We start from the raw sequence: 16,724 nt of genomic DNA, 5'->3' as shown, positions 1-16,724 counted from the left end.
CGATAGTTGCTATAATATCCTTAACAAATAACTCAATAAATGTATGAAAATTAGAGCGATCATTCATCCATCAGCAGAAGGTGGCTATTGGGAAGAAGTTCCAGCACTTCCCTGCTGTATTACTGAAGGAGAAACCAAGGTTGGGTTTTAAAAAGAATTACTGGAAGTCATTATATCTATGAAAACCCATAATTAGAACAAATTTTGTCAATTCCTGTTCACCGCAATCAAGATTTGAAAGTTGGAACCTTGAGAGCTTTAATGAAAATAGCCGAGCTATCTGAGGAAGATTTACTCTGTCTGAACGAACCCTTACAACTCAAAAAGCAAGAAATAATACCATGATTACCCTAAATATAGATGACATTCAACACAATTTATCAGGATTTATCAAACTGATTCATGAAGGTAATAGCTTGATCATTACTCAAGCTGATCAACCTATTGCTGAAATCAAACCAATACTAACAAAACCACCTCAAAAAGAACGCCGTCCTATTGGTTTATGTGAGGGTGAATTTGTTGTACCTGATGATTTTAATGATCCCCTCCCTGGAGAAATTATTAAATTATTTGAAAATCCATGAAAATTCTGTTAGATACTCATATATTTCTGTGGCTTATTACTAATAATAAACGACTTTACCCAAAAATTTGTGATGCTATTAGCAATCAAGATAACGAAATTTATCTCAGTGTAGTTTCTGTTTGGGAAGCGATGATTAAATATCAATTAGGTAAATTGCCTTTACCGGAATCTCCTGAAATTTACCTTCCCCAACAACGTGAAAAACATCTAATTTCTAGCTTATCTATTGCTGAAACTACGATTACTCAATTAACTAAATTACCACCATTACATAATGATCCTTTTGATCGTCTTTTGCTTTGTCAATCTTTAGAGCATGATTTAATTATCATGACAGAAGATAAAGCGATTCTCTCCTATCCAATGGCAAATTTTTTCTAAAAATTTTGAATCTCAGATTTTTACTTTTCATCAAGAGCTTAATAATTGTATTTTTAGAAAGCAATGCCAATTGGACTGTGAATTCTTCCCGGATAAATGTCTTCTGGTAAACTACCTCTAATTATAAAATAAATTTTATTTTTCTAATATAACAGGTTCTATGGGAAAATTATAACTGTGTAATATTTTATTTATTGACTGGTTACTGGTGAGAGTTATGAACAAGACTTTATTGATTGCTGGAACGGATACAAATGTGGGGAAAACAGTATTAACAACGGCGTTAATTTCCTATTGGCAAACCTATTATTTATCTCGAACTTTAGGGGTATTTAAACCGATTCAAACGGGAGAGGGCGATCGGGAATTATATACTCAACTTTTTGATTTAGGTCAGTCGATTGAAGACATTAATCCTTTGCATTTTAAAGCCCCTCTTGCTCCTCCAATTGCAGCCGAACTGGAAGGAAAAATAGTCGATTTAAAGTTAGTTTGGTCGCATTTCTTTCGGTTGCAAGAGCGTCTGGATTTTGTATTAATAGAAGGGTTGGGGGGGTTGGGTTCTCCAGTGACTCATGAATTAATAGTTGCTGATTTGGCACGGGATTGGCATTTACCGACTATTTTAGTGGTTCCGGTTCGTTTAGGTGCGATCGCTCAGGCGGTGGCTAATGTGGCTTTAGCTCGACAAACGGGGGTATTTCTGAAAGGTTTGGTCTTAAATTGTGTCGAACCTGTTTCTGAACAGGATATTGAAAATTGGACTCCTACCCATCTGATAGAATCTTTAACCCAAATTCCAATTTTAGGAATTTTACCCCATCTTGATACACCAACGGATCGAGAAAAATTGACTCAAATTGCTGCAAATTTAGACATAGAAACTATTTTTAATTAATCACAAAGATGTAGGGGCGGGTTCTGTAATAATTTATGTTCAGCACAAATAATCTGAAAAACCCGCCCAAACCCAGCATTGATTTTCAGTTAATCTGGAATTTTATTGGACAATAGTTGGGGCGGGTTTAAGTAGGTTATTTGTGCAGATTAAAGATTAATTCGGAACCCGCCCCTACAAACATTAAAATAATGTTATAATTAATTTTAGATCCTTAAATAGATTTTTCAGATTTTCTGCACACCGATGGTTTCTACAATTCCCAGCTTAAATTCAGTCAATAACTCACAACTGCGACTAGATATCCGTAACTTACAGCCGCAGTTAATCGAATGGCGTCGCCACTTACATCAGTATCCTGAATTGGGATTTAAGGAAACCTTAACGGCGGAATTTGTTGCCGAAAAACTGAAAAAATGGGGAATTGAGCATGAAACCGGAATTGCTAAAACCGGAATTGTGGCTATTATTGATAGTGGAAAACCCGGGCCAGTTTTAGCGATTCGCGCCGATTTAGACGCCTTACCAATTCAAGAAGAAAATGATGTTTCTTATAAATCTCAACATCAAGGAATTATGCACGCCTGCGGCCATGATGGTCATACGGCGATTGCTTTAGGAACTGCCTATTATTTAGCCCATCATCGCCATAGTTTTCAAGGGTTAGTTAAAATTATTTTTCAACCCGCCGAAGAAGGGCCGGGGGGTGCTAAACCGATGATTGAAGCGGGGGTTTTAAAGAACCCTAATGTTGATGCTTTGATTGGACTCCACCTATGGAATAATTTACCCTTGGGAACTATTGGAGTCCGTAGTGGCGGGTTAATGGCGGCGGTCGAGAAATTTCAATGTACAATCTATGGAAAGGGCGGACATGGTGCGATTCCCCATCAAACTATTGATTCAATTGTGGTTGCTTCCCATATTGTTTTAGCCTTACAAACTATTGTTTCTCGGAATGTTAATCCCTTAGATGCAGCCGTTGTTAGTGTGGGTTCCCTTCATGCTGGAAATACCGATAATGTGATTGCGGATAGTGCTAAAATGTTGGGAACAGTGCGCTATTTTAATCCTAGCTATAAAGGGTTTTTTGGGAGTCGAGTTGAACAAATTATTGCCGGGGTTTGCCAAAGTCATGGGGCGAGTTATGAACTTAATTATGCCTCTTTATATCCTCCGGTGATTAATGATAAACGGATTACGGAGTTGGTACAAAGTGTGGCGGAAACTTTAGTTGAAACTCCCGCCGGAGTTGTGCCAGAATGCCAAACTATGGCGGCGGAAGATATTGCCTATTTTCTCCAAGAAGTTCCCGGTTGTTATTTCTTTTTGGGTTCGGCAAATGTGGATAAAAATTTGGATTTTCCCCATCATCATCCCCGTTTTGATTTTGATGAAACGGTCTTAGCTATGGGTGTGGAAATGTTTGTGCGCTGTGTGGAAAAATTCTGCGTTGGTAATCATTTAACAGTTAACAGCTAGTAGAGACGCGCCATGGCACGTCTCTACTGATGACTGAATTATTGGCAAAACTCAAATTTAGCAAGGTCTTTGGGTAAGGATGGAGCATAGGGAACCTTAACTCCTTTGGGTGCTAAAATACCAATTCCATAAACACATCCATCTTTGCGGCTACAACTGGTCATATTAAGATTAAGTTCATAAATATTAGCAGCCGGAGGTTTAAATGGCATCACAGATAAAGTATCTTTTTCTGATTGTAAAACCTTCCCATCCAGGGTTTTAATACTTAAATTTACATCGGTACAATTTTCGTCACAATAGCCAACAAATAAATATTCTATCGCAGGATCAAGTCTAATGGTTAGAGGAGCATTCGCCTTCGCTGGCCCCTTACGGACAATCGGCCAAAATGCCAATTCAAAACCGTCTCTCCCCGCATCCTTAACTACTTCTTTGAGTTTACAAACGACTGTTTTCTCATCTGCGGTGAGTTCCCTAGCAACCGCAGTCCCCAGGAACACTGTACCCAACAAAAGCGCAAATCCAGGCAAGATAAAATGTTTGCTGTTCATCGATAATTTTTGGGAAGGGATGGTATGTCGCAAAATTGAAAATACTCAGGAGGATATCATACTTTGGCACAATTGTTACTGGCATTATGGGCTTTTAAATCATCTATCGTAAATAGACTCTGAAATTCTAAGCCTTCCTGCTGATAGAGTTCCCCGCCCCCCTGTTGTCTGTCTACTAAAGCGATAATATGATGGGCCTGATATCCCGCATCCTGTAGGCGTTTGACCGCTTTCATTGCCGATTGTCCCGTAGTCACCACATCCTCAAGGACTACCACCTGGGCGCCAGGGGGTAAAGTTGGCCCCTCAATATAGGCCTGGGTTCCGTGTCCTTTGGCTTCCTTGCGAACAATTAAGGCAAAAACTGGCCGATTTTGATAGGCAGAAACCACACTCACCGCCGAAACCATCGGGTCAGCACCGAGGGTTAATCCGGCCACCGCTTGGGTATCTTCGGGTAACATTGCTAATAATAAACGGCCAATAGCCAAAGCTCCATGGGGATGCAAAGTGACTTGTTTACCATTAATATAGTAGGAACTCTGTTGACCGGAAGAAAGTACAAAATCTCCTTCTTTATAGGCGAGTTGACAAAATAAATCCAGTAGCCAATGGCGCAGGGTTGCTAAGTCCGTTGTGGCGACAGACTCATTCAGAATTACCGGATGTTGATGTTGATCCATTGATGATTAGACGGGATTGAGTGCATTTTCTTAGTTTACTATAGAAGTTGATGAATTTATAAAGATTTATAATTTATTATCAAAATTAAGAGTTGCCATTTAGAAAAAACTGGCTTAGGATAGAGACAAGTTTCTCTGGATTGGGTGAAAATATGAATCGGAAACAAACGCGCCTCCCTAAGTTGCAACCTTTTGCACAAATTCCGGTTCTATTCACTCCCCGGGTCATGGTTCCCTCGTTACTGTTTATTTGCCTATTTCCCACTTCAATTGTGGCACAAACAATTATTCCGGCACAGGATGGAACCGGAACCCAAGTCACCCATCAGGGAAATCAGTTTAATATTAATGGCGGCAGTTTATCGGGAAATGGAGCAAATTTATTCCATAGTTTTGAAAAATTAGGACTTTCTCAGGGTCAAATTATTAACTTTATTTCTAATCCTAAAATTCAGAATATATTAGGACGAGTTACCGGGGGAGAAGCCTCTTTTATTAATGGATTAATTCAAGTTACGGGCGGAAATTCTAACCTATTTTTAATCAACCCGGCTGGAATTATTTTTGGAGAAAATGCTAGTTTAAATATTCCTGCCTCCTTCACCGCTACGACAGCAAATTCGATTGGATTTGGGAATCAAAATTGGTTCCAAGCTATCGGGGAAAATCAATGGCAAACCTTAGTCGGAACTCCTAGGGATTTTGTGTTTAATTCCGAAAATCCTGGGAGTTTAGTTAATTTAGGAAATCTCACGGTTTCCCCTGGAGAGAATATAACATTATTAGCAGGAACGGTTTTAAATACCGGAACAATATCCGCACCCGCCGGAAATATTACTATTGCGTCGGTGACTGGGGAAAATTTAGTTCGACTTTCCCAGGACGGACACCTATTAAATTTAGAATTAACTTCAGATATTCCTCAAAATAATTCTACCTTTACCGCCTTATCTTTACCGGAATTACTCACTGGAGGAAATTCAGTTAGTGCGAGTCAAGTTAAGGTTAATGAACAGGGTCAGGTTATTTTAACTGCTTCGGGAATTACAGTTCCCACCACACCTGGAACTACGATTTTATCAGGAACTATTGATGTCAGTTCACCCAATCAAAGCGGGGGAAATCTTCAGTTAACTGGGGATAGAATTGGCTTAATTAATAGTACCTTAAACGCTTCGGGATTAACCGGAGGAGGAACAATTTTAATCGGGGGAGACTATAAAGGATTAGGGGATTTTCCCCATGCCAAAAAAACCTTTATTAGTTCCGATTCTTTTATTAATGCTAATGCTTTAGACACGGGAAATGGCGGTCGAGTTATTATTTGGTCTGAAGATTTAACTCAAGTTTATGGTAATATTCAGGTGCGGGGAGGAATCCAAAATGGCAATGGCGGATTTGTTGAAACCAGTAGTCGCGGTATTTTAGATATTAACACCGCCCCCGATATTTCAGCCCCCGTCGGGTTAGGAGGAACCTGGTTACTTGACCCAAATAATATTGATATTGTTGATGATACGGGGGGAAATACAAACCTGAATCAAAATGCTTTACCCACGGGTGAATTACTATTTAATACCAGCGATGATAATGGAAGATTAAGTGTTTTTGTATTGAAGTCGGCGCTAAGTGAAGGAAATGTTGTTGTAGAAACCGGAGATGTGGGAAACAATTCCCAAGATGGGAATATTACCTTTCAGACCTCCTTTGATTTTGATGGAATTGGGGGAGAAAGAAGTTTAACCTTAAATGCGGCGGGGAATATTATTCTGGATGGACAAACTATTAGGGATAGTATCCCGAATGATAGTGATAAATTAAACCTGAATTTTAAGGCGGATTTTGAGAATAATAATAATGGTGCTATTTATATTAAAAACGCTACCCTCGATACAAAGGGAGGAGATTTTACCGCAACAGGTAGAGGAAATGCCCTATTTCGTTCTGGGGTTTGGATTGATAATAGTCAAATTAATACCCTGGGGGGAAACATCACCCTAGATGGCATTGCGGTTAATAACCAACCCTTTAATCATGGGATTCTATTAACGAATAGTAGCTTAAATTCTGGGAATGGAAATGTTAATTTAACTGGAACCAGTGGTCTACAAACCGAGACTAATATAGGAGTTTGGTTAGAACAATCTACTATTAATTCAGAGGCAGGAAATATTAGTATTATTGGCAATAGCAAAGGCAGTCAAAGCAGTAATATTGGTGTTTTACTCAATAATAATTCTAGCGTGCAAAGCAGAACAGGGAATATTACCTTAACAGGAAGTAATGAGAATGGATTAAATAGTTTTGGTGTGAATTTGAACCAAAGTAATATTTCAACCGTTGATGGCACAATTCAAATAACAGGAACTCCCGCCGGAACAGATAATACTGTGGGGGTTTATATGAGTCAAAGTAATATTACTTCTACGGGAATAGGAAATATTAATTTAAACGGAAATAATAACGCTACTGGCAATAATAATGACGGAATTTCTATATTAAATAACTCCCTAATTTCTTCCACAGGAACCGGAAATATTACTTTATCGGGGGTTAGTGGTCAGGGTAATATTAGCGAGGGCATTTTTATTGCGAATGGAAAAATACAAACCCTAAATGGGGATATTAAAATTAACGGTTTGGGACGGGGTTTAACCTCAAGTCCAGGGATTTTTATTGGGGATGGAGGTGAAATTGTTTCTACTGGAATTGGGAATATTAATTTAGATGGACTTAGTAGTGCTACGGGGAATAGTAGTCATGGAATTGCCCTATTTGGAGGTGCAAATATTACCGCGACAGCAACGGGAAATATTAATTTAGTGGGAAGTAGTAGTCAAACTCCCGATAGTCATGGGATTCTTTTAATTAATACCGCACAAATTAATAGTTTAAACAGTGGGAATATTAATATTCAAGGTCGCGGGTTGTCGGCTACTAATAGTCAAGGTGTGGGAATATTTGGGGGAAGTCAAATTCAAACTAATACGGGGTCAATTTTAATCAATAGCGTCAATAATGGCGAAAATACAAATAGTGTTATTATTGGAGAGAATACCCCGATTAAAACCACAGGTTCAGGAAGTATCACAATATCAGGAAATCGAGATTTATTGATTAATTCCTTGACCAATTCCGGGGGTAATATTAACCTCAAAAGTAGTGAAGGAAATATTAATAGTAGTTTTGGAACCCTTGATAGTAGTTCTAGTGTTGGTAGCGGGGGAAATATTGCTATTGATGCGGCGGGTAATATTAGAGTTGCGGGTATTAATGCGAGTGGGAATACTCAAGGAGGAAGTGTTAGTTTAACTTCTGCTAATAATAGAGTTACGGTGACTAACAATATTAATACTTCTGCCACTACAGGTCAAGGAAATAATATTACGGTTTCTGCACCCTTACAAATTGCCCAACCTACCATTACTTTTAATACTGCCGGGAGTACGGGGAGTGGCAATATTATTTTTAATAATACTATTAATGGGATTACCCCAGGAAGCAATAGTTTAATTCTGCAAGCGGGAAATATCAGTTTTAATAATAGTGTTGGGAATATTATCCCCCTGAATACTTTAAACATTACCGGAGGGAATATTAATAGTATAGCACCGATGAATCTGGCAAACTCTGGATTAACAATTAATGCCAGTGGGAATGTAAATTTAGCTAATATTTTAACCACCGATAGCGGGATTATTAATATTCTGGCAACCGGAAATATTACCACTCAAAATATGACCACCGCCGGGGGAAATATTACCTTAGAAAGTAGTAATAATATTGATACGACCGCCGGAATATTAAATAGTCTTGCTACCGCCACAAATGGGGTTTCTGTCAATCTAAAAGCAACTAATAAAATTAATACGGGAACGATAATTACTGGAGGAGAAACTATTAATTTAACCAGTACCAATGGGGCAATTAATACCCAAGCTGGAATTTTAGATAGCAGTTCTTCTGATAATAATGGCGGCAACCAAACCCTCAACGCATCGGGAACTATTACCCTAGGGAATATTAACACCAGTACCGCCTCTAATTCTAGCAATAGTCAAGCAGGAACCCTGAATATTTTATCGGGAAATAATACTATTAATTTAACCGGAGATATTAATACCTCTGCTACCCAAGGTCAGGGAAGTAATGTTAATTTTAATGCCAATGTTATTCTACCTGAACCTAATATTACCATAAATACAACCGGAAATAATAGCGCAGGAAATGTCACTTTTAATGGAACTGTAAATAGCAGTATTGAAAGTAATGCTGGGAGTAATAGTTTAACTCTGGAAACTGGAACGGGAGATACAACTTTTAATCAAGCTATCGGTGATAATATTCCTCTGCAAACCTTAACTATTAATAGTGGAAATGTCGTTACCCAGTCTCCTGTTAATATTGAAAATGGCGGCATTAATATTAATGCCACTCAAGATGTTAATTTAGGTGATACCATAACGACAAATAATAATAGTCCCGTTAATGTAGTTGCATCCGGGGAAATTAAAACCGCAGATATTATTAGTAATGGGTCAAGAATTACTCTCACCAGTAATACCGGAAATATTAATACAGCATCGGGTATTCTCAATAGTAGTTCAACCACCGAAGACGGGGGAGAAATTAACCTAAATGCGGCTCAAAATTTAACCCTAGGGGAAATCAATACCCGTACAGAATCTAATTTAGGAAGCAGTCAAGCGGGAACCCTAACCCTCGCCGGAAATACGATTAATTTAACCAATAATATAGATACTTCCGCCAATATTGGTTCAGGGAATAATATTACTTTTAATTCTCCGGTAATTTTAGATGCAAATACCGTTACTTTAACCACATCGGGAAACGCCGGAAGTGGAAATGTTACCTTTAATAATACCGTTGATAGTAATACTCCAGGGAATGCTAATTTAACCCTGCAAGCGGGGACGGGAACGGTTAATATTAATCAAGCAATAGGAGCAACAAATCCCTTAAATACTTTAAATCTAACCAGTGGAGATGTCAATAGTAATGGGGGAATTAATCTTGAGGGAGAAGGAATTAATATCAATAGCAGTGGTACGGTTAATTTAACCCAACCCATCACCGCCACGAATACCGCCACTATTAATATTAATGCTGAAAATAATATCACCACCGCCAACCTAACTACCCAAGGTCAACCTATTATCTTAAATAGTAATACGGGAAATATTGATAGTAGTGCCGGAATTATTAATAGCAGTTCCACTAATAGCAATGGTGGTGATATTACTATTACAACCCCCGCTAATATTACCCTAGGGGAAATTAATACCAGTACCCAAACTAACCAAGCGGGAACTCTAACGGTTACAGGAGAAAAGATTGCGTTAACTGGAAATATTAATACCTCTGGAAATAGCGGGACAGGTAGCAATTCAACCTTTAATAACCCCGTTGAATTAAATCAACCTATTACCGTTAATACCTCTGGAACATCGGGAAGCGGAAATATAATTTTTAACAATACTATTAATAGTATTCCCGCCAATAATAACGGTTTAACTATACAAGCGGGAAATGGCAATATTCAATTTAATAATACGGTCAACCTGGGAGGGTTAGAAATTAATGCCCAAACCGTTAATAGTAATTCTCCTATTACCCTTGATACCGGGAATTTAAAGATTAATTCTAGTGATACTGTCACCCTTCCCCAAGATATTAATACAACCAATGGTAGTAACGTTGAAATCACCGCAACCAATAATATTATTACCGGAAATATTACTACCAACGGTCAACCCATCACCCTGAATAGTTCCAATGGAAATATTACGACAAACCCCGGTATTCTGAATACCAGTTCCCCGAATAATGGGGGAAATATTACTATTATTACCCCCCAAACCCTGAATTTAGGCGGGGTTAATACCAGTACCTCCAACGGTCAAGCGGGAAATGTTACTTTAAACACTGGAAATAATCCAATTATTTTAAATGGTGATATTAATACCTCTAGCAATAATGGGGTCGGAAGTCAACAACAATATAATAGTCCCCTACAACTAGCATTTCCTGATATTACCCTAACTTCATCGGGAACTAATAATAGTGGTGATATTATTTTCAATAATTCTATCAATGGAAATAGTAACTTAACCCTGAATGCGGGTAGCGGTAATATTACTTTTTCTACTGTGGGTGATAGTAACCCCCTGTCTAGTTTGCAAGTTAATACCACCGGACTCACGACCCTAAAAGGCAATTTAACTACAAATAATAATATTGATTTTAGTAATGCTTCTGGGGGAACTCAACTCGAAAATCCTATTATTATTAATACCACCGGAAATAATGGTAATATTCTATTTAATAATAGTCCGATAACAGGTTCCCAAACCCTAACACTCAACGCCGGAAACGGAACAATTTCCCTGAATACCGTTGGTAATAATAATAACCCCATAAACGGATTAATTTTTCAACAAGCGAGCGCCCTTAACCTGTTTGGAGATATCTACACCAGCGCCGGACTTAACTTTTCCTCCGTAAATACCGTTAATGTTTCTGGAAATTCAGTTACATTAGACACCAGTATTGGAAACGGAGTAATTGACTTTATTGGTTCAACCCTTGCCGGACAAGGAAAGTTAACCCTTAATGCGGGGAATAATGATGTAAATTTAGATACCTTTACCACCGAATCTTCCCTGAACGGTTTAGGGATTACCGCCGGAACCGTCCAAGCTAACGCCCCCATCACCCTAGGGTCAGGGGGACTGAATATTAATGCCAGTAATATTGTTAACCTTAATGCTAATATTGTCAGTAATGGTACGGTTGCAGTCACCGCCAATAATGATATTACCACCCGTGATATTACCGCATCCCCAGGAATTACCCTTAATAGCCGCAACGGGAATATTACGGTTAATTCCCTCAATAGTTCATCCCCTAATGCTAACGGTGGGGATATTTCCCTAAGTACCCCCCAGGGAAATATTACTACTAACACCCTGAATAGCTCATCCCCAGGTAATACGGGCGGAAATATCTCCCTAGAAGCGAATACCGGAAATGTTACAACCGGAAATATACTGACATCCGGTTCGACAGGCGGTAATGTTACGGTCAAAGCCCAAACCAGCATTACCACCGGACAAATTGATACCCAAGGTCAAACCCAGGGCGGTAACGTCTTCCTCGACCCGATTAATGATGTTCAGGTCGAATTTATTAACGCTGAATCCCCCAATGGTCGCGGGGGTAACGTTTTTGCCGAATCAACTCAAGGCTACTTCCGTGCTACCAACTCCTTCCCCACCCAATTTTCCCCCACGGGAACCGCCAGTATCTCCACCGCAGGACGTCTGGGCGGGGGTTCGATTACGATTCGTCACGCCGGAGGGCCACTGAATCCCCCCGTTGCTCCCTTTGAAATCGGAGGTAACTTAGCAATGAATGGAACAGCCTCCACCATTACTACAGGAGACTTTAATATTCTGCCACCCCAAAGTTTTAAAGGTTCATTCACATCAGGAAATATTGTTATTTCCACCGATGACGCGCCTAATATTCCTCCTAATATTCCCCCCAATGTAAATCAACCCTTAATTGATACCGAAGTTATCCTACAACAAGATGTATTAATTCGTCCTGACCAAGAACAAAAAATAGAAGAAACTTCTCCTGAAATTATTATTAATGATAACAATAATTTTCTGTCCAAGGAAATTTTATCAACAGTAGATATTGCTTTTGGTTTTGATAACTTAGATTCCACATTTTTAGCATTAGAACAGTCAAGAACTCAAGAATTTCAACAACATTTAGGAGTCCAAGGAACCCAATTAAATCGTTCAGAAGTTCAACAACTGTTAAAAGAATTAGAGATAAAAACTAAACAGGTTTATGCGATTGTTTATATTGTTTCCAGGGAAGAGCAATTAGAAATCATTGTGGTTCCTTCCTCCGGTAAACCCATAAGACATAGCGTTCCTGAAGCCACCCAAGAAAAATTATTCCCCGTCGTTCGACAATTACAAAGTGAAATTACCAACCCCCGAAAACGGGATACAGTCAGTTATCAAGCTCCGGCGGAACAACTTTATCAATGGATGATTCAACCGATAGAAGATGATTTGAAAAGATTAGGAATTTCGACAATTCTATTCTCCCTGGATGCAGGTTTACGGAGTTTACCGATGGCAGTTTTATGGGATGGTCAACAATTCTTAACCGAAAAATATGGGATTAGTTTAATTCCGAGTACCAGCTTAATTGACTTTCGATATCAACCCATTGGTCAAGCGCAAGTCCTAGCCATGGGAGCCAGTCAATTTCAACAACAAAATCCACTTCCGGCGGTTCCAATTGAACTCCAAAATATTACTGAAATTTGGCCTGGGGAAAAATTCTTAAACGAACGATTTACCCTGGAAAATCTGAAATCCCAACGGCGTATATCTGATTTTCAAGTGATTCATTTAGCCACCCACGCTGATTTTAAAACCGGATCTCCGAGTAATTCTTTTATTCAATTATGGAATGAAAAATTACCCTTAACAGAACTTCCTAATTTGGGTTGGGATAATCCCATAGTGGAATTATTAACTTTAAGTGCTTGTCGAACAGCATTAGGAGATCGACGGTCAGAATTAGGATTTGCTGGGTTAGCGGTGCAGGCTGGAGTTAAATCAGCTTTAGCGAGTTTATGGTATGTTAGTGATCAAGGAACCTTGGGATTAATGAGTGAATTTTATGAATCTTTAAAGCAAGCTCCGATTAAAGCGATCGCTTTACAAGAGGCACAAATTGACATGATTCAAGGAAAAACTCGGATCGAAAATGATCAATTGATAACCACCTTTGGCGCTATTCCTCTCCCTGAGAATCTGACAGAATCTAATATTACCAGCCTATCCCATCCCTATTACTGGTCAGGATTTACAATGATTGGAAGCCCTTGGTAAACTTAGGGAGCGGTTTTTTAAAAATAACCTTTAAGGTTGCAATTGCTAAAATTTCTACCTTGTTGTATAGTCAATTTATTTTTTCAAAAGATGTTTTAAACTATGATCTAGTAGATTTTTTTCAACGAAATTCTTTGTTGATCCGAAAGGACAGTTATCTATTATAGCAACCGCCAAGGCAGTTAGGATACCAGACGGTGAAGTATTTTCTCCCCTGTTCCCTGCTATACCTAGCAACCTAAAAAGCAAAGCCTCCATCACTTATTCCCCAAGTCAGGGAAATAGGGAAAGGAGGCTTTAAGCGATTATTTCAGTAAGCGTTGGCGAGCAGTCATCCGCCAAGCCAGCAATTCAGGTAAACGCCAGGTAACACCATTAGATTTTTGATCTAATTCGTCCTGTTCTAAGGCCGTTTTCCAAAACGTTAAGGCTTGTTTATGACGGTTTTGGGCTTCTAAAACCTGAGCTAAAAGATAGTAAGCCACCACATTAGATTCTTTTAATTCTAAGGATTGACGTAACTCAACTTCAGCCTGTTTTGGATTATTTTCTAGGAAATAAGCCCAGCCTAAATTCTTATATAAGGCGGCTCGGATTCCTTTATCCTTAACTTGTACCAAGGTTTTTTCTAATTTATCAATAGCTTCCTCGGTTTTGCCATCTAAAATTTCCAATCGTGCTAAATTATTCACCGCCGCCTGTGCTGCGCGGTTATTATCCACATCGACTAGAATTTGATAATGTTTTCTGGCTTCTTCAAACTGATCGAGCTTTTCATAGGTCGAACCTAAATTATAATGACCTGCACTTAAAGCCGAATGATAGCGAATTGCTTGCAATAAATTGATTTTAGCCGATTGAAACTCCCCTTCTAAGTAGTGTTTATAACCCAGTTCATTAAAGGATTTACCCATTAACTGATACCAGACGGCTTTTCTGAAGTTACTATTAACCGTGTAAGCCATAGGAGCGCTAAAATTAGTTGTTTCTAACAGCGATCGCTCAACTAAAAATTCTAAGGAAGTCTGGACTTCGGCTTCAGTTTCCGAGAGAATTAAATCCGTTGCTAACTCACTCAAGGTTGCCGCTTTTTGATTTACCGCCAACCAACAGACTAAACGAATTTCTAGGTCGGACAATTCCTGTTCTGCTCGCAGGGATTGACGTACCAATTCTTCAATAACCAAGGTATTTTGCTTGATTAATTTCGTCAGATTTCTAATTGTAAAATCAGGAATCTTAGCCGCCCATAATTTTAAAATTAAGGGGTTGCCACCACATAAATGAATCAATTCTGATAGGAATTTTTCATCTAAATAGAGGGATTCTTGACCGGATAAAACCATTTGTTGAGAGTCTTGTTCCGATAACCCAGTTAACTGTACTGAGGTTTTAGACGCGAACTGTTGCCACGAAAGCGGAAATTCCCAACCGATTAATAAAACACTGCTACGATGGGAAGACTCACTAATCTGTTGAAATAAAGATTCATAACTTTTGAAAGCCGCATCTTTACTCCCGAGTTGTGAGATATATTCTATCTCATCAATTACTAACAAATACCGAGAATCCGATAAGGTTTTCAACAATTGGGCGATTTGTTCCGAATCATCCCAACCTAAAGGGGCTTGAGATTGTTCAGGAAAAGTTGAGGCGATAAACTCACTCGGAGAAGGTTTATCTCGGAGTGAGCGCCAAATCACTTTGTCAAAGTCCGGGGCAATTTCCTGAACTAATTTAACCGCCAAAGCCGTTTTCCCAATACCGCCCATGCCCTCCAACATCATCAGGTGAGCACGTTCGGTGACTAATCCTTGTTTTAAGGCAGCCATAGCTTCCAAACGGCCATAAAAGGCTGCCAATTTGGGTGCATTCCCCCAATCAATTTGAACATTACTACTGAAACCTTGGGGGTCAAGGCCACTCATCGACCGCTTTTTGCGACCGGATTGGCCATTGATTTGGCCCCCTTGATTAGTACCATCGGTTTGATATTCTGACAGTAACTTTTGCTGCAATTTGGCTAATTTTCCCGGCCCTGCACCGCTAATATTTAGTTTCCTATAAACCTCACCCAAGCGTTTCTGCAAGGCATCCTTGCGAACCCCTAATTGCTTAGAAATCGCAGTCATCGGTTCTCCTTGGATTGCCCGCGCCATCACTTCGAGTTCATTGTCGGAAATTCCAACTCTCGTAGCTACAGTCTTTAAAAATTCTCTCGGTACCATATCAAATTTAACCTAATAAATCAACTGTGAATTCAATATTGATGCTCAATTCTAATTCTGTCAATAGGTGTTAATTTCTATTGATTTCTATTCAGAATCAAGGATCAATCCCATCTGATCTTCGGTGAAGGTACAACCCAGCTATAACAATTTTCAGTTATACATCAGAGTCGGCTCCACCCCTTCAAAAATCGCTCAGTTCTAGCTTGAGCAATTAGTCCAAGAAACTAAAAACCTCTAATTTTTGATTTTATCATACATTCTCGGTTTTATGAGTTATTTTTTGCAATTTTGGGTTTCCCCCCCTCTACTGCTGAAAACCAGGTTGACACCGAATCCGCTTTTGATCTGCGAAGACCCTACCTAGACCAATTTTAAGTCTAGCAGGGAGAACAGTCTTAGGGTGAAAATGAGAACTTGGGATGATTTTGGGAATAATCGTTTGTAATCAGATAGGTGCTTCTAGGTTAAAAGTGAACGACATTGACCGTCCTAAATTATAGGGTAGGAAAAATTTTGGACAACAGAGTTGAGCAACATTTTGGCAAAAGATCGGATTAGACAATTGACCTAAATCAAAATTTATTAAACTAGAATCTTGCCTCAAAATGAGTAACCCCAGAGAATCTAAATTGAATCTTTAAATTGTTCTCAATGTCAAAAAAATGATGCTAAGATTTACCAATATTTCCAAAATCAAGAAAAATATGGTGATTAATCGTACCCACCCTCAAGATCCCCACCATTTAAGGACAGAAACCCTTGAACCTTGCTCCTCGCCTCAAAACTTAGCACAAGTCAGAAAAGTAAAACTATTAGCAACAGGAAAATACTTGCCCAAAAATAAGGAGGGTGGCTTTGAATTTATTCAACGCCGAGATCCCTCCTAAGCAGAAGTCAATGAGTTTTCAAACTGATATAGCAGGGAACACCGGAACAGCCCCCCCAAACCCCCCGTGCACGA

The 16,724-nt window shown here is 39.0% G+C and carries 10 protein-coding genes and 1 pseudogene; 8 read left to right on the top strand and 3 right to left on the bottom strand.

Annotated features, from left to right (window positions below; all coding sequences use genetic code 11):
• Positions 1-43: 43 nt before the first annotated feature.
• The 6 genes and pseudogenes from AC559H_RS11050 to AC559H_RS11025 all read left to right on the top strand — a co-directional run.
• Positions 44-136 (top strand): annotated as a pseudogene (locus AC559H_RS11050) (type II toxin-antitoxin system HicB family antitoxin); the annotation flags it as partial.
• Positions 137-204: 68 nt separating this feature from the next.
• Positions 205-345 (top strand): type II toxin-antitoxin system HicA family toxin, encoded by a 141-nt coding sequence (locus AC559H_RS11045; protein ID WP_237745569.1) that lies wholly within the window; start codon positions 205-207, stop codon positions 343-345.
• Positions 342-587 carry a type II toxin-antitoxin system Phd/YefM family antitoxin gene (locus AC559H_RS11040; RefSeq protein WP_026794593.1) on the top strand — a complete coding sequence of 82 codons (246 nt, stop codon included), beginning with the start codon at positions 342-344 and terminating at the stop codon, positions 585-587. The genes AC559H_RS11045 and AC559H_RS11040 overlap by 4 nt, the downstream gene beginning before the upstream one ends.
• Positions 584-970 carry a type II toxin-antitoxin system VapC family toxin gene (locus AC559H_RS11035; RefSeq protein ID WP_026794592.1) on the top strand — a complete coding sequence of 129 codons (387 nt, stop codon included), beginning with the start codon at positions 584-586 and terminating at the stop codon, positions 968-970. Before AC559H_RS11040 ends, AC559H_RS11035 begins: the two co-directional genes overlap by 4 nt.
• 217 nt (positions 971-1,187) lie before the next feature.
• Positions 1,188-1,868 carry a dethiobiotin synthase gene (bioD, locus tag AC559H_RS11030; protein ID WP_026794591.1) on the top strand — a complete coding sequence of 227 codons (681 nt, stop codon included), beginning with the start codon at positions 1,188-1,190 and terminating at the stop codon, positions 1,866-1,868.
• A gap of 246 nt (positions 1,869-2,114) precedes the next feature.
• Complete coding sequence (locus tag AC559H_RS11025) at positions 2,115-3,350, top strand: M20 family metallopeptidase (RefSeq protein ID WP_026788780.1); 1,236 nt, start codon at positions 2,115-2,117, stop codon at positions 3,348-3,350.
• A gap of 38 nt (positions 3,351-3,388) precedes the next feature.
• Here the strand turns inward: AC559H_RS11025 and AC559H_RS11020 are convergent, their stop codons facing one another.
• Together AC559H_RS11020 and pyrE are read right to left on the bottom strand one after the other, a co-directional pair.
• The gene (locus tag AC559H_RS11020) at positions 3,389-3,904 is read right to left on the bottom strand and encodes a hypothetical protein (RefSeq protein ID WP_026788781.1); all 516 of its coding nucleotides are present in this window, start codon (positions 3,902-3,904) and stop codon (positions 3,389-3,391) included.
• A gap of 56 nt (positions 3,905-3,960) precedes the next feature.
• Positions 3,961-4,587: an orotate phosphoribosyltransferase gene (pyrE, locus tag AC559H_RS11015; RefSeq protein WP_051319593.1), complete on the bottom strand. Its 627-nt coding sequence runs from the start codon at positions 4,585-4,587 to the stop codon at positions 3,961-3,963.
• Between the two features lie 152 nt (positions 4,588-4,739).
• On the opposite strand from pyrE, the gene AC559H_RS11010 reads away from it, so the two are divergent.
• Positions 4,740-13,532, top strand: coding sequence for a CHAT domain-containing protein (locus AC559H_RS11010; protein ID WP_026798498.1), 8,793 nt, complete (start codon positions 4,740-4,742; stop codon positions 13,530-13,532).
• 305 nt (positions 13,533-13,837) lie between these two features.
• Here the strand turns inward: AC559H_RS11010 and AC559H_RS11005 are convergent, their stop codons facing one another.
• Positions 13,838-15,760: a tetratricopeptide repeat protein gene (locus tag AC559H_RS11005; protein ID WP_026788785.1), complete on the bottom strand. Its 1,923-nt coding sequence runs from the start codon at positions 15,758-15,760 to the stop codon at positions 13,838-13,840.
• Between the two features lie 665 nt (positions 15,761-16,425).
• Between AC559H_RS11005 and AC559H_RS11000 the strand changes: the two genes are divergently transcribed.
• A complete protein-coding gene (locus AC559H_RS11000) occupies positions 16,426-16,650 on the top strand; it encodes a hypothetical protein (RefSeq protein WP_141295399.1) in 225 nt (74 codons plus the stop codon).
• Positions 16,651-16,724: the final 74 nt, after the last annotated feature.

The organism is Planktothrix prolifica NIVA-CYA 540 (assembly GCF_963864145.1).
GTDB classification, from domain to species: Bacteria; Cyanobacteriota; Cyanobacteriia; order Cyanobacteriales; family Microcoleaceae; genus Planktothrix; species Planktothrix agardhii.
This window is presented reverse-complemented; position numbering and strand designations above follow the sequence as displayed.